The 18639-nt window shown below is 64.2% G+C and carries 16 protein-coding genes; 8 read left to right on the top strand and 8 right to left on the bottom strand.

The features are described 5' to 3' along the window. Positions 1–4: 4 nt before the first annotated feature. From hpnE to DSC91_RS14560, 3 genes are read left to right on the top strand one after another with little or no spacing between them, the layout of a single operon-like run. The gene (gene hpnE, locus DSC91_RS14550) at positions 5–1276 is read left to right on the top strand and encodes a hydroxysqualene dehydroxylase HpnE (protein WP_115779295.1); all 1272 of its coding nucleotides are present in this window, start codon (positions 5–7) and stop codon (positions 1274–1276) included. Further along, complete coding sequence (gene shc, locus DSC91_RS14555) at positions 1273–3321, top strand: squalene--hopene cyclase (protein ID WP_115779297.1); 2049 nt, start codon at positions 1273–1275, stop codon at positions 3319–3321. Before hpnE ends, shc begins: the two co-directional genes overlap by 4 nt. 3 nt (positions 3322–3324) lie before the next feature. Further along, complete coding sequence (locus DSC91_RS14560) at positions 3325–4056, top strand: phosphorylase (RefSeq protein ID WP_115779299.1); 732 nt, start codon at positions 3325–3327, stop codon at positions 4054–4056. A gap of 395 nt (positions 4057–4451) precedes the next feature. Here DSC91_RS14560 and DSC91_RS14565 read toward each other — a convergent pair whose 3' ends face one another. Beyond that, positions 4452–5438: an MlaA family lipoprotein gene (locus DSC91_RS14565; protein WP_115779301.1), complete on the bottom strand. Its 987-nt coding sequence runs from the start codon at positions 5436–5438 to the stop codon at positions 4452–4454. A 2-nt stretch (positions 5439–5440) separates the two neighbouring features. Further along, complete coding sequence (gene hpnN, locus DSC91_RS14570) at positions 5441–8056, bottom strand: hopanoid transporter HpnN (protein WP_115779303.1); 2616 nt, start codon at positions 8054–8056, stop codon at positions 5441–5443. A 213-nt stretch (positions 8057–8269) separates the two neighbouring features. Here hpnN and DSC91_RS14575 point away from each other — a divergent pair, with 213 nt between their 5' ends. After that, on the top strand, positions 8270–8875 hold the full coding sequence (locus tag DSC91_RS14575; protein ID WP_115779305.1) for an MlaC/ttg2D family ABC transporter substrate-binding protein: 606 nt from the start codon (positions 8270–8272) through the stop codon (positions 8873–8875). Positions 8876–9052: 177 nt separating this feature from the next. Here the strand turns inward: DSC91_RS14575 and hpnH are convergent, their stop codons facing one another. Together hpnH and ispH are read right to left on the bottom strand one after the other, a co-directional pair. Beyond that, positions 9053–10207 (bottom strand): adenosyl-hopene transferase HpnH, encoded by a 1155-nt coding sequence (gene hpnH, locus DSC91_RS14580; protein WP_115779307.1) that lies wholly within the window; start codon positions 10205–10207, stop codon positions 9053–9055. A gap of 10 nt (positions 10208–10217) precedes the next feature. After that, positions 10218–11162, bottom strand: coding sequence for a 4-hydroxy-3-methylbut-2-enyl diphosphate reductase (ispH, locus tag DSC91_RS14585; protein WP_115779309.1), 945 nt, complete (start codon positions 11160–11162; stop codon positions 10218–10220). Positions 11163–11595: 433 nt separating this feature from the next. Here ispH and DSC91_RS14590 point away from each other — a divergent pair, with 433 nt between their 5' ends. Both DSC91_RS14590 and DSC91_RS14595 read left to right on the top strand, forming a co-directional pair. Beyond that, positions 11596–11814, top strand: a complete 219-nt coding sequence (locus tag DSC91_RS14590; RefSeq protein WP_229758393.1) for a hypothetical protein — start codon at positions 11596–11598, stop codon at positions 11812–11814. Between the two features lie 58 nt (positions 11815–11872). Continuing rightward, positions 11873–13045, top strand: a complete 1173-nt coding sequence (locus DSC91_RS14595; protein WP_115779311.1) for a glycosyltransferase — start codon at positions 11873–11875, stop codon at positions 13043–13045. Positions 13046–13125: 80 nt separating this feature from the next. Here the strand turns inward: DSC91_RS14595 and DSC91_RS14600 are convergent, their stop codons facing one another. Together DSC91_RS14600 and hpnA are read right to left on the bottom strand one after the other, a co-directional pair. Beyond that, positions 13126–13671 carry a hypothetical protein gene (locus DSC91_RS14600; protein ID WP_115779313.1) on the bottom strand — a complete coding sequence of 182 codons (546 nt, stop codon included), beginning with the start codon at positions 13669–13671 and terminating at the stop codon, positions 13126–13128. Between the two features lie 243 nt (positions 13672–13914). After that, positions 13915–14925, bottom strand: coding sequence for a hopanoid-associated sugar epimerase (gene hpnA, locus DSC91_RS14605; protein ID WP_115779316.1), 1011 nt, complete (start codon positions 14923–14925; stop codon positions 13915–13917). A gap of 210 nt (positions 14926–15135) precedes the next feature. Between hpnA and DSC91_RS14610 the strand changes: the two genes are divergently transcribed. Continuing rightward, positions 15136–15429 (top strand): acylphosphatase, encoded by a 294-nt coding sequence (locus tag DSC91_RS14610; RefSeq protein WP_115779318.1) that lies wholly within the window; start codon positions 15136–15138, stop codon positions 15427–15429. A gap of 96 nt (positions 15430–15525) precedes the next feature. Here the strand turns inward: DSC91_RS14610 and egtD are convergent, their stop codons facing one another. Next, complete coding sequence (gene egtD / locus DSC91_RS14615; protein ID WP_115779320.1) at positions 15526–16509, bottom strand: L-histidine N(alpha)-methyltransferase; 984 nt, start codon at positions 16507–16509, stop codon at positions 15526–15528. A gap of 658 nt (positions 16510–17167) precedes the next feature. Here egtD and rarD point away from each other — a divergent pair. Further along, positions 17168–18064 carry an EamA family transporter RarD gene (rarD, locus tag DSC91_RS14620; RefSeq protein WP_115779322.1) on the top strand — a complete coding sequence of 299 codons (897 nt, stop codon included), beginning with the start codon at positions 17168–17170 and terminating at the stop codon, positions 18062–18064. Here the strand turns inward: rarD and DSC91_RS14625 are convergent. Then, positions 18061–18582, bottom strand: a complete 522-nt coding sequence (locus DSC91_RS14625; protein ID WP_115779324.1) for an Mpo1 family 2-hydroxy fatty acid dioxygenase — start codon at positions 18580–18582, stop codon at positions 18061–18063. The genes rarD and DSC91_RS14625 overlap by 4 nt on opposite strands. Positions 18583–18639 lie beyond the last annotated feature (57 nt).

Genomic DNA, 18639 nt, shown 5'->3' on the forward strand with positions numbered 1-18639 from the left:
GCTGATGCCGAAGCTCATCCATGTGATCGGCGCGGGCTTGGCCGGCCTGGCCGCTGCGGTGCAATTGCAGCGGCGCGGCGCACAGGTTGTGCTTCATGAGGCCGCGCCGCAGGCGGGTGGCCGTTGCCGGTCGTATTACGACCCCAAGCTCGGCTCGACTATCGACAGCGGCAATCACATGGTGCTGTCCGGCAACTTCGCCACGCTCAACTACGTGCGCGCGATTGGCGCCGCCGACGAGCTGGCCGGCCTGGCCCAGCCCGAGTACCCATTCGTGGATCTGGCGACGCGGGCGCGCTGGACTGTGCGCCTGTCCCCCGGGCGCTTGCCCTGGTGGATCTTCGACCCGAACGCACGCGTGCCGAACACCGGGCCTAGCGACTATCTGGCGCTCGTGCCGTTGCTGTTCGCCAAACCCGGGCGCAGCGTGGCGCAAACCATGCGCTGCAATGGTCCGCTGTGGGACCGCCTGCTGCGGCCGCTGTTTCTCGCGATGCTCAATGTCGAGCCGCGTGAAGCGTCGGCCGAGCTCACGGCCGCGATGGTCAGGGAGACGCTCGTTGCCGGTGGCCTCGCGTGCCGCCCGCTGGTGGCGAAGAACGGCTTGGGCAGCGCTTTTGTCGACCCGGCGCTGCGTCTGTTGCAGCATGGCGGCGCGGCAATCCGGCTTGGGTCGCGCCTGACGAACATGGTGTTTGCCGACACCGGCCCCGCCAGGGTTTCAGCACTGAATTTCGTGGACGAAAGCATCGCGATCGAAGCCAACCAGGCGGTGGTGCTTGCGGTGCCGCCGGACATTGCGCAGACGCTCGTGCCCGGTTTGCGCTCGCCGAATCGTTTCGCGGCGACCCTCAACGTGCATTTCGCGGTCGAGCCGCCGTTCGGCATGGCGCCGATCACGGGGCTGCTGAATGCGACGGCCGATTGGTTGTTCGCCTTCGAGGGCCGCGTATCGGTGACGGTCAACGCCGCCGAGCGCCTGCTCGACACATCGCATGCAGCGCTGGCGAAAACCATCTGGGCCGAAGTGGCTCAGGCTGTTAATTTGCCGCCCGAACCGGTGCCGGCCTGGCAGGTGGTGGTGGAAGAACGCGCGACGTTTGCCGCGTTGCCGGATCAGGAAACGCTGCGCCCCGGCACGCGCACTCGCTGGAACAACTTGATGCTCGCGGGCGACTGGACGGCCACCGGCCTGCCCGCGACGATTGAAGGGGCGATCCGCTCCGGCCAGAAGGCCGCGGACACGCTGCTGAATCAACCGATGGAACGCCGATGAACGACTTATCTCAAGCCCAGCCGCTGGACGCCGTCCTGCCTGAATTCGCCGAAGCGGCGCCGACTGTGCCAAACGCGGTGCCGGACACCGCGCCTGTTGCCGCGCCGCAAGCGTCGGCAACGCCGCTCGACGCCGCGATCACGCGCGCCACCGACGCGATCCTCGGCGCGCAGAAGCCGGACGGCCACTGGGTCTACGAACTCGAAGCCGACGCGACGATTCCCGCCGAATACGTGCTACTGGTCCACTATCTCGGCGAAACGCCGAACGTGGAACTGGAGCAGAAGATCGCCCGCTATCTGCGCCGCATCCAGTTGGCGGACGGCGGCTGGCCGCTCTTCACCGACGGCGCGATGGACATCAGCGCCAGCGTGAAGGCGTATTTCGCACTGAAGATGATCGGCGACTCGCCGGATGCCGAGCACATGGTCCGCGCGCGCGAAGCGATTCTGGCGGACGGCGGCGCGGAAACGGTGAACGTGTTCACGCGGATTCTGCTCGCGCTGTTCGGCGTGGTGTCGTGGCGCGCCGTGCCGATGATGCCCGTGGAAATCATGCTGCTGCCGCAGTGGTTCCCGTTCCATCTGTCGAAGGTGTCGTACTGGGCGCGTACCGTGATCGTGCCGCTGCTGGTGCTGAACGCGAAGCGGCCGGTGGCGCGCAATCCGCGCCGTGTGCGGATCGACGAGCTGTTCCGCGGCGCGCCGGTCAACACCGGCATGCGCGATCGGGCGCCGCATCAGCACCTCGGCTGGTTCCGCTTCTTCCGCGGCGTGGACGTGATGCTGCGCATGGTCGACGGCCTGTTCCCGAAGGCGACGCGCGAGCGTTCGGTGCGCGAGGCGGTGCGCTTTGTCGACGAGCGGCTGAATGGCGAAGATGGCCTCGGCGCGATTTTCCCGGCGATGGCCAACTCGGTGATGATGTACGACGTGCTCGGTTATCCGGCCGATCATCCGAATCGTGCCATCGCTCGTCAGTCGATCGACAAGCTGCTCGTCGTCAAGGACGACGAAGCCTATTGCCAGCCGTGCCTGTCGCCGGTGTGGGATACCTCGCTGGCGGCGCACGCATTGCTTGAAACCGGCGAAGCGCATGCCGAGCAGGCGGCTGAACGCGGGCTCGCCTGGCTGCGTCCGCTGCAGATTCTCGACGTGCGCGGCGACTGGATCTCGCGCCGTCCGGACGTGCGTCCTGGCGGCTGGGCGTTCCAGTACAACAACGCGCACTATCCCGACGTCGACGATACGGCGGTGGTGGCGATGGCGATGCAACGCTCGGCGGCGCTGACGCAATCGGATGTCGATCGCGAGGCCATTGCGCGGGCGCGCGAATGGGTGGTCGGCATGCAGAGCAGCGACGGCGGCTGGGGCGCGTTCGAACCGGAAAACACCCAGTACTACCTGAACAACATTCCGTTCTCCGATCACGGCGCACTGCTCGATCCGCCGACCGCGGACGTATCGGGCCGCTGTCTGTCGATGCTCGCGCAACTCGGCGAATTCCCGCAGGGCAGCGAGCCGGCGCAGCGCGCATTCGACTACATGCTGAAGGAACAGGAATCGGACGGCAGCTGGTACGGCCGCTGGGGCCTGAACTACATCTACGGCACGTGGACCGCGCTGTGTTCGCTGAACGCCGCAGGCCTGCCGCACGACGACCCGCGCATGAAGCGCGCGGCGCAGTGGCTCCTGTCGATCCAGAATGAAGACGGCGGCTGGGGCGAGGGCGGCGAGAGCTACAAGCTCGACTATCGTGGCTACGAGCGCGCGCCGAGCACGGCTTCGCAAACCGCGTGGGCGCTGATGGGCCTGATGGCGGCGGGCGAGGTGAATCATGAGGCAGTGGCGCGCGGCGTCGAGTATTTGCAGCGCGAACAGCGCGAGCACGGCCTGTGGGACGAAACGCGCTTCACGGCGACCGGTTTCCCGCGCGTGTTCTATCTGCGTTACCACGGCTATCGCAAGTTCTTCCCGTTGTGGGCGCTGGCGCGCTTCCGTCATTTGAAGCGCAACGGGCTGACGCGCGTCGCGGTCGGGATGTAACAGATGTCGCTTTCGACAACGGCGTCAGCCGACGCTGGCCGCGGCCCCTTGCCGGTGATCGTGGTGACGGGCATGGCGTTCGAAGCGCGCATCGCGCGCGGTCAGGGTGTCGAGGTGGTCTACGCGGCGCGCGCCGATCTGTTGGAGCGGGCGTTGAGCGCGGCAGTCGCACGCGGCTGCTCGGGGATCGTCAGCTTCGGCACGGCGGGGGGATTGGCGCCCGACCTGGAGCCCGGCGCGGTGATCGTCGGGGAGGCCGTCGAGGGGCCGTTTGGGCGGCTTGAGACCGATCGGCCATGGGCTGACAGATTTGCCGCTGCGCTTTCGATGGGGCCGCTGGCGGCGCGTTTGCGGCGTGGGGTGACGGCGGCTGTGACCGCGCCTTTGGTCACCGCTGACGACAAGCGTTTGTTGCACCGCTCGACGGGGGCTTTGGCGGTCGATATGGAATCGCATATTGCCGGTGCGACGGCGGCTGCGCATGGGGTGCCGTTTGCGGTGTGCCGGGCGGTTGTTGATCCGGCCTGGCGGACGTTGCCTTCTGCTGCAACCGCTGGCTTGCAGGATGATGGCACTACGGCGTTAGGGCCGATTTTGCGGGAGTTGCTGCGGCAGCCTTCGCAGTTGGGGGCGCTGATTCAGGTGGCCGTGGATGCGCGGGCGGCGCGGACTTCGCTTGTGCAGGCGCGGCATGCGATGGGGGTGGGTGGGGTTTTCAGGATGGCTGTTGCCTGAAGGTGTTGTTTGTCGGAATGCCTACGGTGTTGGCCTTTTCTTGATCTGGTTTTTTGTGCCTTTCCTTGATTTGTTCGTGGTCTATTAGCGTCGCCCCTGTGCGGGGCAGGCACCTACTTTTCTTTGCCGGCTGCAAAGAAAAGTAGGCAAAAGAAAGCAGCTCAAACCACGCCTGCTAAGTGGGCACCGTAGCCCGCACACGGTAGTGGTGCTTCTGGAATCCGTGCTCGCGCCCCTGCCTGCGCTTGTGACAAGGGCGTCATTCTTCCGGCGGCGCTGCGCGCGCCGAAGAGCACTTCATAAACCCCCTCGGTTGGTTCGGCACGTTGTTCGTGCGTTCTTCGCTGCTCGGCGCGCCTCGCCTCGCGCGCGCCGAGTCATCTTGCTCACATCCTTTATTGGACTGCCGGTGCTGCTTCCTGCGGATTCTTGTCCGTTGGCGTGGTTTGCGGTGCCGGTGTCATTGCGCCCGACGCCGCAGCAGGCGCCGCTGCTGCGGCGTTTGGCGTCTCGCCTGGGTCGGTGTAGTTCGGGACGCCCGCCGGGGCGCCTGTGGCGCTTCCGGATGCTGCGTTTGGGGCCTCTGGGGCGTCGCCTGGGTCGGTGTAGTTCGGGACGCCTGCCGCCGCTCCTGAGGCGCCCTTGGCGGGTGCGGCGGCGCCGGAGTCGTCCTGGTCGTCGTAGTTCGGGAGCGGCGCGGCGTTGTCGCCGGCGCCGCGCAGGCGCGCCTTACGCTGCTGCGTGTAGGCGTCGCGAACAAATGAATATTTGTCGAGCGCGGCCTGCTCCAGCAGGTTGGATGCACCCAGCAGGTCGGAACGCACGCTCACGAACTGCAGTACGTACAGCGGATTGCGGACCGCCGGCTCAATGTAGTTCAGCGGGTTGAACTTCACGTCCACCACGAGGCCCATGCTGTCGCGTACCGTGCTTGGGCCGAATAGCGGCAAGACCAGGTACGGGCCCGACGGAACGCCCCAGTGGCCCAGCGTCAGACCGAAGTCCTGGTGGTGCTTCGGCAGGCCAGCCGGCGTCGCCCAGTCAAGCAGGCCGCCAAGTCCAAAGGTCGAGTTGAAGGCGAAGCGCACAAGGTCTTCGGTTGCGTCGGTGATCTTCAGTTGCAACAGGTTGTTGGCGGCGTTGGTCAGGTCGCCCAGATTCGAGAAGAAGTTACTCACGGCCGTACGCAGCGGCTGCGGTGTCACCTTCTGGTAACCCTTGGCGACGGGGACGGCGATGAAGCGGTCCACACCGTCGTTGATTTTGAAAATCACGCGGTTCGCCGGCTCGAACGGGTCGCCAGGCTTGCGGTCGGGGCCGGTCGCGCAGCCAGAGATCAGACCGGTGGCGGCCAGTGCCAGCACGGTGGTTCGCAGCTTCATGCTTATATTCCTTTGTGCTTCGCGCGACGTTGGCGCGGCTTGCCCATCAGTACGGGTTGGAACACCACCGCGCCAATCAGCGTGCAAAACAATGAGAGTGCCAGCAAGCGTCCCATACTCGACGTCCCCGGATGGTGCGACAGCCAGAGGCTGCCGAACGCCGTCGCCGTGGTTGCCGCGCTGAACAGCACGGCATGCGTGAGGCTTGACTGTAAAAGGCTGGTCTGGCCGTGGCGCCACGCCATGACGAAGTAAATCTTGAATGCTACGCCGACGCCCAGCATCAGGGGCAAGGCAATGATGTTCGCGAAGTTCAGCGGCATGCCGAACACCACGCACAACTCCAACGTTACCAGCGCCGACACGAGCAGCGGAACCAGGGTGCGCAGCATATCGCTGAGCCGCCGCAGCGCAACCCACAAGAGGATTGCAATCGACAGCAAGGCCCAGCCGGCGGCCTGCAGGAACGCCTTGATGATCGTGTCCGCGGAATTCAGGATCGAAATCGGGCCGCCGATCGCGTCCGGCTCCGCTTTCTTCACCGCGTGGACGAAGCGGGCGAGCATGGCGTCGTCGTTCGGATCGGTGCCGGGTTTGACCTTCGGCGCGATGTCGACGAGCGCGCGGCCGTCCTTGGAGACCCAGCTCGTGGCAATCTCCTTGGGCAGGTTGTCGCGCGTAATCTCGGTCGGCTGCAGCAGATCCGCCAGTTGCTTCAGCGCGATGCGCAGCGGCTCGGACATCGCGGTTTCGGCGCGGTCGCGCGTGGCGGCGTTGGCGGCAGCCAGCTTCTGCAGCGTCGCGGACAGGTGTTTGGCTTCGGCGGCGCCCGGGCCCGGGTGGTCGTCGGCGGCGAGCGAGAGCTGGTTCGACGCGCGCTTCAACGCGGCGACGCGTACTGCGTCGGTGGCTTGAGGCGCGGGCGGTTGCTGCAGGGCAGGCAACAGTTGCTGCGCGGCGCTTGCCACCAGCATCAGCTTTTGCTGCTGCTCCGTCGGAATGAAGGTGCTCAGCGTGGTCACGCGGCCCACTTCCGGAAGCGCGCGCAGACCTGCGGCCTTCTGGTCCGCACTGGCAAGCGTGGGCGCCAGCACATGCACGTTGTTGACTGCGGCTTCGGGCGAATCCTTCAGCGAGAGCAGCGTCGCCATCGATTCCGTATGCGGGTCCTTCAGATGCAGCGGGTTGAAGTCGAAGCGCAAATGCGTGAGCAAAGGCATCGCGCCGATCACGACGATGAGCGTGCCGATCAGCACCGGTTTGCGGTGACGATCGAGGAAATCGTCGACGGGCGCGAGCTGCTTGAAGCCAGGCGAAGCGGGCTCGCCTGGCGGGCTAAAGACCTTCAGCAGCGCCGGCAGCAGCGTCATGTTGGTGAAGTACGCGACGAACATGCCGACGCCGGCGATCTCGCCCAATTCCGACACGCCGCGGTAAGCCGTCGGCAGGAACGAGAAGAAGCTCAGCGCGACCGCCACGGCCGCGAGCGTCAGCGGCACGCCGATACTGTGCGCGGTATGCATGAGCGCGGCGGAAAGACGGTCGTCGCGATTACGCTCCTCACGATATTTGACGCCGAACTGCACGCCGAAATCGACCCCCAGCCCGACGAACAGCACCATGAAGGCGACCGAAATCATGTTGAGCGCGCCGACCATCAGCAGGCCGAGCGCCGCCGTGATCGCGAGCCCGACGAACAGCGTGACGAACACAGCGAGGATCATGCGGCCCGAGCGCAGCGCCAGCCACAGAATGACCAGCACGACGATGAAGGTGCCGATGCCGTTGAGCACGGCGCCGTCCTGGACCGACGCGAACTCTTCGTCCGCGAGAGGCTGTTCGCCGGTCAGGCGGATCGTGGCGCCATAGCGCGCATCGAGGTGCAGCGAGGCGGCGGTGTCGCGGATCGCTTTCGACGCGGTTGCGCCCGGCTCCAGTGCGTCGTAGTTCACGACCGGCTGCACCGTGACGAAGGCGCGCGCCGGATCCGTTGCGGCGCTGTTGTCGACCAGCGCACGCCATGAGAACGCCGCCGGCTGGCCGGCCAGCACGCGATCGAGCGTGGTTGCGCTTTGCGACAGCAAATGGCTCATGTCGGCCAGCTTCACCTGACCCAGTTGCAGCGGCAGCAGCAGGCTCGTGGTGAGCGTGCCGGCGAGGCCGGTCAGGCTCGGATCGTGCGCGAGCGCATTGACGAGCGGGCGGGACTGGACGAGCTGCGAGGTGGTCGACAGCACTTCATCGGTCGATGGGAACAACAGGCCATTGTGTTCGAAGAACGGACCGCCGGCAGGCTGCGAGACCGCGACGAATTCCTTCGGATCGGCTTTGAGCGCGGCGGTCAGGGCGTTGGCGGCGGCGTCGGCGAACTCCGGGGCACGGGCTTCGACCACCACCAGCACGGTTTGACCGCGATCCGGGAAGGCCTCGTCCATGGCGTGTTCGAGCAACGACCATTGCTTGTCGGTCTCGACGAGCTTGCTGATGTCAGTGTTGATCCTGAAGTTATGGGCAACGTAGAAGCCGCTCAAAACGGCGAGCACGAGCGACAGAGCGATGATCCGAAACGGATGGCGCACCGAATAGGCGACGAGACGGACGATAGATGACTTCAGCATGTAGGCGGAGGCGGCCTTATCACGGGTGGCGTTTTTTGACGAAAGTGCACAAGTATACAGAGCCGGAGCGACTCGGCTCCACTTCGGTAGCAAGGGCGACGCCCGGGCGGCGCGGCCGGGGTGGGAACGCAATATCGGTATACTGGTCTATCCTGCTTTCGCTGCGGGCTTGCGAGCCTGCCGGCGCTTACTTCTTGGGGTTTTGGCGAGCGTATGAAACGTTATCTGTCTGCTTTTCTGGCCGCGGCCGTGGTGTCCACGGCCGCCTATGCGCAAAGCGCGCCTGATACGGTGGTGAAGAGTGCCGTCGAAGGCACGGTGGCCGCGATGAAGGCCGACCCGCAGGCGCGCGGCGGCGACATGGCGAAGATCACGGAGCTGGTTCAAACGCGATTTGTCCCGGCTACCGATTTCCAGCGGACCACGCGGATCGCGGTAGGGAAGGCATGGAGCACGGCAACCCCTGAGCAGCAGAAGCAGCTGTACGATCAATTCACGCTGCTGCTGGTGCGCACGTATGCCGCTTCGTTGTCGCAGTTGCGGGATCAGGACGTGAAGTTCAAGTTCTTGCCCGTCAACGTGGCTGCCGGCTCCAAGGATCTGGTGGTGCAGTCGCACGTGATCAGCAACGGTGGCGACGATGCCATCGATTACCGCATGACCAAGGGCGCCAACGGCTGGAAGATTTACGACATCAACATGATGGGCGCCTGGTTGATTCAGGTGTATCAGACGCAGTTTGCCGATCAGATTTCCAAGGGCGGCGTCGACGGGCTGATCAAGTTTCTGATTGCGCATAACGCACGAAGCGCGGGCTAAGACTGTCTGCCGCCTGGCGGCGGCATGGCATGTTCTCCTGTGCGAGGCAAACGTATTGCGCAGGCCGATCATCCAAAGAAAAAGCGCGGTGGCAATCAAGCCACCGCGCTTCTAAAGCCTTCTAAAAGATGCGCGACCAGGGGCGCGCAAAACGCCCCCAGAAAGTTTCAGCGAGTCTCAATGAGCGGACGCTGCCGTCTGCACCTTCTTGCCCGTACCCGCGCGCCCGATTTCTTCGAGCTTGATCTCGACGTGCCGCGAGAACACGTACTCAGCGGGACGCTGCTTGTCCAAAGCAATATCCTTGGTGAAGGCACCGGAAGTCTTCGGGCCGCGCAGGCTCACCTTCAACGCCTTCAACGGGTGCGCCACCGTATCCATCACGGCAGTCGCTTCGAAGCCGCAGTGCACCATGCAATCCGCGCACTTCTCATAGTTACCCGTGCCGTACTTCTCCCACTCCGTGGTTTCCATCAATTCCTTGAAGGTCTTCACGTAGCCTTCGCCGACCAGATAGCACGGCTTCTGCCAGCCGAACACGGTACGCGCCGGGTTGCCCCAAGGCGTGCACTCGTACGTTTGATTGCCGGCCAGGAAATCCAGGAACATGGCCGACTGGCTGAACGACCAGTTCTTGCCATTGTTGCCGCGCTTGAAAATTTCGCGGAACAGATGCTTGGTCTTGTCGCGGTTCAGGAAGTGCTGCTGATCCGGCGCGCGTTCGTACGCATAACCCGGCGAGACGGTGATGCCGTCCACGCCCATCGGGCCCAGCGTGTCGAAGAATGCCGCAACGCGCTCCGGCACGGCGTCGTTGAACAGCGTGCAGTTGATGTTCACGCGGAAACCACGGCGCTTCGCTTCCTTGATGGCGGCGACAGCCTTCACGTACACGCCTTCCTGCGACACCGAGTGATCGTGCGCCTGCTCGTCGCCGTCCAGGTGAACCGACCAGACGAAGTACGGATTCGGCTCGTAGTCGTCCATCTTCTTTTCCATCAGCAGCGCATTCGTGCACAGGTACACGAACTTCTTGCGCGCGATGATGCCCTTCACGATCTGCGGCATTTCCTTGTGCAGGAGCGGCTCGCCGCCTGCAATCGACACGACCGGTGCGCCGCATTCGTCGACTGCGCCAAGGCATTCTTCGAGCGACAGACGCTGATTCAGGATGGGATCCGGATAGTCGATCTTGCCGCAGCCGTTGCAGGCAAGATTGCAGCGGAACAGTGGCTCCAGCATCAACGCGAGCGGGTAGCGCTTGTTGCGCGAAAGGTGCTGGCGCATGATGTATGCGCCGACCCGGACTTTCTGTAGCAGCGGAATAGACAAGACGTCCTCCTTAAACTTCGCGTGCAGCGAGTGGTTGCATCAGTTTCGATGGCAACTTGAATTCGACTTTCTCTTCACGGCCCGCCATCGTCGTGACCTCGACGGGCCCCAATGCGCTCAGCGCATCGATTACGTTCTTCACCATCTCTTCCGGTGCTGAAGCACCGGCCGTGATGCCGACGGTCTGCACGTTCGCAAACCACTCCGGCTTCACTTCCGAACCGTCGGCGACGAGATAGCTCGCCACGCCGCTTTCGCTGCCGATCTCGCGCAGCCGGTTCGAGTTCGAACTGTTGGTTGCGCCCACCACCAGCAGCACCTCGACTTCTTTGCTCAGTTCGCGCACCGCCGCCTGACGGTTTTGCGTGGCGTAGCAGATGTCGCGCGTATCGGGACCGACGATGTCGGTGAATCGGCGCAGCAGGGCATCGATGATGCCACGCGTGTCGTCGACCGATAGCGTGGTCTGCGTGACGTACGCAAGCGGCGTATCGGGCGGCAGGTCCAGATGCGCGACTTCGGCCTCGCTCTGCACCAGCAGCACCGTGCCGGGAATCTGGCCGATCGTGCCTTCGACTTCCGGATGGCCCGCGTGGCCGATCAGGATCAGGGTACGGCCGGCGGCCACATACTGGCGCCCTTGCACGTGGACCTTGGTCACGAGCGGGCAGGTCGCGTCGAGCACGTCGAGGCCGCGTTGTTCCGCGTCGCGCTCGACGGTCTGTGCGACACCGTGCGCGCTGAAAATCGCCACGGCGCCATGCGGCACCTCATCGAGTTCTTCGACAAAGCGCGCGCCTTTCTGGCGCAGGTTATCCACCACGTGGCGATTGTGAACAATCTCGTGGCGAACATACACGGGCGCGCCGTGTTGTTGTAACGCGCGATCGACGATCTCAATTGCACGTACAACACCCGCACAAAAGCCGCGGGGCTGAGCAAGGATGACTCGCATAAATTGGCGAACTCCGACTGACGCGGGTTTCGAAGAAGCCGGTAACTCTGACTTTATCGCCGCGACCATCTAATTTAGTTGACGTCTTGAGCCCCGGCGACGAGCCGGTACAGCAAAACCAAACGCGCATTCTAACGCTATCAGCCCGGCTTTGCTCTGGCCGGCCTGCCGGCGTTGCCGGGGCGCCGCCGCGCCTCGGCTTGCTGTCCGCGCCACCCCCATGGCGCGTGCGGCAATGCACCGGTGGTAATGCGCAGGTGGCAATGCGCAGGTGGCAATGCGCAGATGGCAATGCGCAGATGGCAATGATTACACGCTGCACCGGTTTGACGGAACCCTTAAACTACGTGGTCCTGCGGCGCAAGTTTGCAGCCGCATTACAAAAAGGTTTCGACGCTCGCTGGACGCGTTAGCGGAGCGGCTCGCGGCACCGGTGCGGCGATTCCTGTCCGGCAAGCTCGCCAGCGTGATCGCGCAGTATAAACTGCCGCTCGCGTTGCGTATTCCCGGGCGCTCGGGTATCGAGCTATGCGGCGCCATCCACGGCGGCTCGCGCATCTCCGAGCAGATCGAAAAGGCCGGCTACGACGTGTTTCGCGAACGGCCGGTGCTCGCACAGTTGACTGGTGCGTCGTCGCGGTACGCACTGTAGTGATGCGCCTGTCGCGGCGCATCGGCGTAGAAGCGGGTTCACTCGAGGGTAATGCTTAATGGCTGTGGTTCTGTTTCTTCTTTCCTGTCTTTCCCTGCTGATCTGGTGCGTGTTGCTGTTTGCCCGTGGCGGTTTCTGGCGGGCTCGTCCCGCCGCGCCGCTCACGCTGGAACCGCGCGAAAGCTGGCCGGCGGTCGCCGCCGTGGTGCCGGCACGCAATGAAGTCGATGTGATCGCGCAAGCGGTCACCACCTTGCTCGAGCAGGACTATCCCGGCGATTTCCACGTGATCGTCGTCGACGATCACAGCACCGACGGCACCGCCGACGCCGCCCGCGCAGCCGCATTGCAACTGCAGTGCCCCGGTCGCCTGACGGTCCTGAGCGCGAAGCCGCTGCCGCCGGGCTGGTCCGGCAAGGTGTGGGCACAGTCGCAAGGTATCGAGGCGGTGCGCACACTCGGCCTTCCGGCCGATTTCCTGCTGTTGACCGATGCCGACATCGGCCATCCCGCCGACGCCGTTGCGCAGCTCGTCGCCCGTGCGGACGCGGAAAAGCGCGACCTCGTCTCGCTGATGGTCCGTTTGCGCTGCGATTCGTTCTGGGAGAAGGCGCTGATCCCGGCCTTCGTGTTCTTCTTCGCCAAGCTGTATCCGTTCTCCTGGGTCAACAACCCGCGCAACCGCACGGCCGCGGCGGCGGGCGGCTGCATGCTGGTGCGGCGCAGCGCGCTCGAAGAAGCGGGCGGCATCGAGTCGATTCGCGCCGAACTGATCGACGATTGCAGCCTCGCCGCGCGTATCAAGCATCGCGGCACGGGGCGTCATCCGATCCGCCTGGATGTGGCGGCGCGCAGCGTGTCGCTGCGTCCTTACGATAGCTGGCGTGAGATCTGGAACATGATCGCGCGTACGGCCTTCACACAGCTGCGCTACTCGCCGTTGTTGCTGGCCGGCACGCTGTTGGGCATGACGATCATCTACCTGGTGCCGCCGGCGGCCGCGCTGGTGCTCGGTCCCCAAGGCGCCCCCGCGTGGCTCGCCTGGGCGGCCATGTGCTGCGCGTATGCGCCGATGCTCGGCTACTACCGTCGCTCGCCGCTGTGGGCGCCGTTTCTGCCGCTCGTGGCGTTGTTCTACGTCGGCGCGACGTTTGCGTCGGCGGTGCGCTACTGGCGCGGCAAGGGCGGCCAATGGAAGGCCCGGGTGCAGGCGCCGGTGCAGGAGCGCTAAGGCGCGCGTCCGGGGATTTGTCGGATGAAAAGAAAAGCGGCGCCCTCGGGCGCCGCTGCTTTTTTACCTCGGCCTGGACATCAGCCCTTGGTGAGCATCATGTACATCTGGATCACCATGTCGGGCGAGAACGTGAACGGCACCCAGCCGTGACCGGTGTGGCGCATGATCAGCAGACGGTCGCCATTCGACTGTTTCTGCACGGCCATGACGGGATTCTTCGTCGACACGAAACGCCAGCCCGGCGGAATGCCCGGTGGCGGCTCCGGCGTCATCGAGGCGCGCGCGTTCGACAATTCCTCGATCAGTTGCCCGATCTGCTCGGCACGCAGCGCGACCGTCTGGCCGCCGATCGTCATGGTGATTTCGTTCTGCGCGGGGCGATTGATTTCGAGCGTGGGCTGCAACGGGGCGGCCGGCTCCGCAGCTTCTGCCGGTGCGGCCGCTGCTTCGGATGCAACGTCTTGCGCTTTCGATTCGGACGCGACACGATTCGCCTCCGGCGCTGCCTGCGCGGCGGCTACTGCGGGTGTCTCGGGAATGTTTTCGGCCTGCGGGGCCACGACAGCCTGGATGAGCTGATCGACGCCCATTTCCAGCGCGCCGAGCTGTTCATGAAGATTCATGCGAGGTTTCTCTGGTAAGACCTACGATTTTACCTGCTGCGCGTAGGCTTTTACCTGTCGCAAACACAGTGACGTTGTAACAAAGTGCGTGCAGGCGACACGGGATCGCCCGGAGCAGTGCGACCTGCGCGACGTGCGTGATGCCGCTTTCGCGGGCCGGTGCGCCGCTGCCTGGCGCGATTTGACTCATGCCCACCCTACGCAAGGCCAGCGCCGCCTATACCGCCCGCCTCAGCGCTTTTATCAGGGCTTCAAATACCCGGCTTGCCTGAACCATTCGAGCGCGTCGCTCAAGCCTTCGCGATACGGCCTCGCGCGATAGCCGAGTTCGCGTTCCGCCTTCGCCGAGGTGAAGTACATCTTGTTCTTCGACATCTTCAGACCGTCGACGGTGAGGAACGGTTCACGTTTAGTGATCTTGGCCACGGCTTCCGCGCCCGCGGCGAGCGGATAGAGCGGCCAGCGCGGCAAGCTCAGCGTCGGCGCCTTGCGGCCGGTCAGCGCGGCGATATCCGCGAGCATTTGTTGCAGCGGCAGATTTTCGCCGCCGAGAATGTAGCGCTCGCCGATCTTGCCGCGTTCGAGCGCGAGAAAATGGCCGGCGGCCACGTCGTCCACATGCACGAGGTTAAGCCCCGTGTCGACGAACGCGGGTATCTTGCCGAGCGCTGCTTCGACGATGATGCGCCCGGTCGGTGTCGGCTTGACGTCGCGCGGACCGATCGGCGTGGACGGATTGACGATTACGGCCGGCAGGCCGTCTTCGGCGATCATGCGCTCCACTGCGCGTTCGGCCAGCACCTTGCTGCGCTTGTACACGCCGATCGCCTGGTCGGCTTTGAGCGGCGAGGTTTCGTCCGCGGACTGGCCGGAACTGGTGACCTTCAGCGTGGCCACGCTGCTCGTGTAGACGATGCGCTCGACGCCTTCCTTCAACGCCGCGCGCATGGTCGCCTCGGTGCCTTCGAGATTCGAGCGTTCGATTTCGCTCGGGTCCGGCGCCCACAGGCGATAGTCGGCCGCCACGTGCAGCAGATAGCGCACGCCGCGCAGCGCGTTGCGCATCGACGCTTCGTCGCGCATATCGCCGACGACGATTTCCGCGTCCAGCGCCTCGACGTTTTTGCGCGGACTGGTGGCGCGCACCAGCACGCGCACCTTGAAACCCTTCTGCTGCGCGATGCGCGCCACCGACGAGCCGACGAAGCCGGATGCGCCGGTCACGAGCACGAGATCGCGATTCTGTTCGGTCATTCTCTTTCTTTCCCTGCGTGACAGTCGACGGATTGTACGTGTCGCGCGTGCCGCGTGTCGCGCCGGGTGGCGTAAGCGTGCAGGCGGGCTCGGAGACTGCCGAGCATTCTCGCCGCGACGCGACTAGAATGCCGGCTTGAAAGAATTGTGCTGCATGGACTCGGAGTAAGCGCTAAAGCGCTAACTCCGGTCGACACAGGAGAGGATGGCATGGCCCCGGATCTGGATCAGCGGATCGAAACGTATTACGTGCGGGTGCGCGGCACCGTGCAGGGCGTGGGCTTTCGCCACGCGACCGTGCGGCAGGCCCACGCGCTCGGTATCAAAGGATGGGTGGCGAATCTCGACGACGGTTCCGTCGAAGCCATGTTGCAGGGCTCGGCCAACCAGGTCGACCGGATGCTGTCGTGGTTGCGTCACGGCCCGCCGGCAGCGCGCGTGACCGAGGTGACCGGCGAAGAGCGCGCGACGGATAAGCGCTACGAACGGTTCGAGCAGCACTAAGCGGCTTCACGCGAAAGAAAAGGCGGCGCGCCATCAAGCCATGGCGCGCCGCCTTGCCGTGTTTGCCCCGCCGCTCCAGTCAGCAGCCGAGCGTGCTCAACGCGCTATCAGCAGGCTCTCCGCAAAGCCCCAGCCATCTTCGATCCATTGATGGCTGCACACGAAGCCCGCATCGTCGGCGATCGCGGGCACCTCGTCCGCGCGATATTTGTGGCTGCTCTCGGTCCAGATCGTTTCGCCTGCCTTGAGCGACACCGTCAATTGCGCGGCGCCCACATGCGCGGTGAGATCGCGCTTTGCACGCAGATGCATCTCGATGCTGCGCGCATCCGGATTGAAGCGCGCGACGTGTTCGAACGCATCGAGCGGAAAATCGCCGTCGAGTTCGCGATTGACGCGCGCCAGCAGATTCAGATTGAACGACGCGGTCACGCCGATCGCATCGTCGTAGGCGGCCACGAGCACCGGCGTCGGCTTGATCAGGTCCGTACCGAGCAGCAGCGCGTCGCCGGGCGCAAGCATGTTGCGGATATCGCGCAGAAAACGCGTCGCCGCGAGTCTGCCGAAATTGCCGATCGTGCTGCCAAGAAACAGCACGAGTAAGCGCTCGTCCGCCGCGCGATCTTTGCTGACCTCGGCTAGTCCGGCGAGGTAATCGCGTTCATAACCGACAATCGAAATCCGCTCGATGTCGCCGAGTTCACGCCTGCACAACTGCAGCGCGCTGCGCGAAATTTCAATCGGGAAGTAAGAAGTGGGGCGCTTTTTACACAGTGCTTCCAGAATGCGCCGCGTTTTACGGCCGCTGCCGCTACCGAGTTCGGCGACGGTCACGTCGTGCGGCAGATGCGCGACGATGTCCGCAGCGTGCTTCGTGAGCAGCCGTTCCTCGGCGCGCGTCACACCGTATTCGGGCAGTACGGTGATCACTTCGAACAGCGCCGAGCCTACTTCGTCATACAGATACTTCGACGGCAACTCCTTCTGCGGCGTGTGCGTGAGTCCCGCGCGTACCTCGGCGGCGAAGGTCGCGCGCAATAGATCGGGTGATGCATCGTGCGAGAGGGCTGGCTGGGTCATGCTGGCTCCAGTAGTCACATTCGATGAGCGGGATTGCTGGCCGGACGGCGGCATGCGTGGCGAAACGCAGTTGATGCATGCCGTGGAAAGAAGGGCTGGTTCGGTCCGCGTGGACTGCCTTGGCCGGCCCGGTTCGTTGATGCGGCAGATGACGGTTGCAAACGATGGCTGAGCGTTGCGACGGATATCCGGGATGTCTCGAATGACGTCGCAAACGGTGTCGCCAGACTTCGAAGCAAGATTCACGCTTGAGCAGCTGCACGGGACATTGCCGGCGTTGCAACTGCGGATTCGCGTGTCGCGCGTGAAGTTATGTTCTAGTGCATCGGCGCACGATGCGCACGGGGAAAATTGCTGCTTATTGCAGGGAACGGGCGGGTACGTTGCGGGTACGTTGGTTGGGAACCCGTCTAGAATGCCCGCTTGATGCCCTCTTGATGCCCGCTCACCTCGCCAATCGAGGATAAAAACGCAGCGCTTGATTCACACTGCGAGCCGACCTGCCAATTTGTGAGACTTCACTTCCCATGACAACAACTACAACAACGACAACAACAACTCAAGGCGCGTTGCCGTGTGCTGCGCCGCACACACCTGACGCCGCATCCGCTCGCACACCTGCACTGCACGCTAAAGGAATGGCGCCACGGGCCGCGCGATGAACCAGTATGACCCAAAGCGCGGAATTGCGTTGTCGGTCGGCGCGTCCGCGATGTTTGCTTTACTGTCTGCTTACGCCAAGCTGCTTGCGCCGCTGAGCGGTCTCGACATTTTCGCGTGGCGTGTCGTGTGGACTGTGCCCGGGGCGCTAATGCTGATCGCGCTGCGCAAACGCCTGCCCATTCTTCGGCAACTTCTTTACCGCATGGTGACGGAGCCGAAGCTCGGCGCGGCGATGGTTGTCAGCGCGGTTTTGCTCGGCGCGCAGCTGTGGGTGTTTCTATGGGCGCCGCTACATGGACGCATGCTCGAAGTCTCGCTCGGCTATTTTCTGCTGCCGCTTGTGATGGTGCTGGTGGGCCGCTTCTACTATCGCGAGAGTCTCGACGGCCTGCAGTGGCTCGCTGTGGTCTGCGCCGCGTTGGGCGTCGCGCATGAACTGTGGATGACGGGTGCCTTCTCCTGGCCCACCTTGCTGGTCGCGCTCGGCTATCCGCCGTATTTCGTGCTGCGCCGCAAAATCAATCAGGACTCGCTCGCCATGTTCACAGTGGAAATGGCGTTGCTGTTGCCGGCGGCAGCGCTGTTCATCGTCGGCGGCGGGTCGCTGGCGATGATCGGCGGCCGGATCGACATGTGGTGCCTGCTGTTGCCAGGACTCGGCGCGCTCAGCACCATTGCGCTCGCTTCGTATCTGAAGGCGAGCCGTTTATTGCCGGTCGCCCTGTTCGGCATTCTCGGCTATGTCGAGCCCGTGTTGCTCGTGTTTGTCTCGATCACGCTGCTTGGCGAGACGCTCAGCGCGGCGCAGTTAGCCACCTATATTCCGATCTGGATGGCAGTTGCGCTGACGGCCTTGCATAGCGTGCGGCTCGTTCGGTTTGCGCCGCGCTAGGCCGCATTGATACGCGTCGCGCCGACCTGCGCCTCAATCGCTTCGCGTAGCGCCGGCCGCCAGCCAAAACCGAACAACGCTTCAGCGAGGACGAATAGCGGCCCGATCAGCAGGCCGATCACGTCGTCGACGAATGCCGGCTTGCGATGTTCGTATGCCACGTGGCCGATGAACTGAAACACCCAGCCGACCACGAAGAGGCCGATGCCCGAGGCGAGCCAGGTGAGCGTGGTTTGCGCGGCGAGCCACTGTCCGCATGCGACGCACAGTACCGATACGACCGCCATCATCACGCCGAGCGGCACGTCGAGCACGAGGTAATAGACGGTCGCCGCGGCGAACAAGACCCACGCGGGCGATACGGCAAATGGCAGTACGCCGAAGCCGGAAGCCGGCCGGCTCAGCAACACCGCCAGCGCCAGCACGATCATCGGAATGCCGATGAAATGCGTGGCGATATTGCGCCGGTCGCGATGGTAGGCCGCGTATTGCGTAAGCTGTTGCGTCAGCGTTCTCATGGATGCCGCTCCTCGATCAAAGTCAGCATAATCGCGGGCAGCGCAATTTGAAACCAT

This window comes from Paraburkholderia caffeinilytica (genome assembly GCF_003368325.1).
GTDB classification, from domain to species: domain Bacteria; phylum Pseudomonadota; class Gammaproteobacteria; order Burkholderiales; family Burkholderiaceae; genus Paraburkholderia; species Paraburkholderia caffeinilytica.

What these genes read in the sequence shown, in the direction of transcription:
- DSC91_RS14625 (WP_115779324.1), bottom strand. Translation starts at nt 18,582, where the DNA reads ATGAGAACGCTGACGCAACAGCTTACGCAATACGCGGCCTACCATCGC.
- DSC91_RS14610 (WP_115779318.1), top strand. Translation starts at nt 15,136, where the DNA reads ATGGCCCCGGATCTGGATCAGCGGATCGAAACGTATTACGTGCGGGTG.
- DSC91_RS14565 (WP_115779301.1), bottom strand. Translation starts at nt 5,438, where the DNA reads ATGAAGCTGCGAACCACCGTGCTGGCACTGGCCGCCACCGGTCTGATC.
- hpnE (WP_115779295.1), top strand. Translation starts at nt 5, where the DNA reads ATGCCGAAGCTCATCCATGTGATCGGCGCGGGCTTGGCCGGCCTGGCC.
- DSC91_RS14575 (WP_115779305.1), top strand. Translation starts at nt 8,270, where the DNA reads ATGAAACGTTATCTGTCTGCTTTTCTGGCCGCGGCCGTGGTGTCCACG.
- ispH (WP_115779309.1), bottom strand. Translation starts at nt 11,162, where the DNA reads ATGCGAGTCATCCTTGCTCAGCCCCGCGGCTTTTGTGCGGGTGTTGTA.
- egtD (WP_115779320.1), bottom strand. Translation starts at nt 16,509, where the DNA reads ATGACCCAGCCAGCCCTCTCGCACGATGCATCACCCGATCTATTGCGC.
- DSC91_RS14560 (WP_115779299.1), top strand. Translation starts at nt 3,325, where the DNA reads ATGTCGCTTTCGACAACGGCGTCAGCCGACGCTGGCCGCGGCCCCTTG.
- rarD (WP_115779322.1), top strand. Translation starts at nt 17,168, where the DNA reads ATGAACCAGTATGACCCAAAGCGCGGAATTGCGTTGTCGGTCGGCGCG.
- shc (WP_115779297.1), top strand. Translation starts at nt 1,273, where the DNA reads ATGAACGACTTATCTCAAGCCCAGCCGCTGGACGCCGTCCTGCCTGAA.
- hpnA (WP_115779316.1), bottom strand. Translation starts at nt 14,925, where the DNA reads ATGACCGAACAGAATCGCGATCTCGTGCTCGTGACCGGCGCATCCGGC.
- DSC91_RS14595 (WP_115779311.1), top strand. Translation starts at nt 11,873, where the DNA reads ATGGCTGTGGTTCTGTTTCTTCTTTCCTGTCTTTCCCTGCTGATCTGG.
- hpnN (WP_115779303.1), bottom strand. Translation starts at nt 8,056, where the DNA reads ATGCTGAAGTCATCTATCGTCCGTCTCGTCGCCTATTCGGTGCGCCAT.
- DSC91_RS14600 (WP_115779313.1), bottom strand. Translation starts at nt 13,671, where the DNA reads ATGAATCTTCATGAACAGCTCGGCGCGCTGGAAATGGGCGTCGATCAG.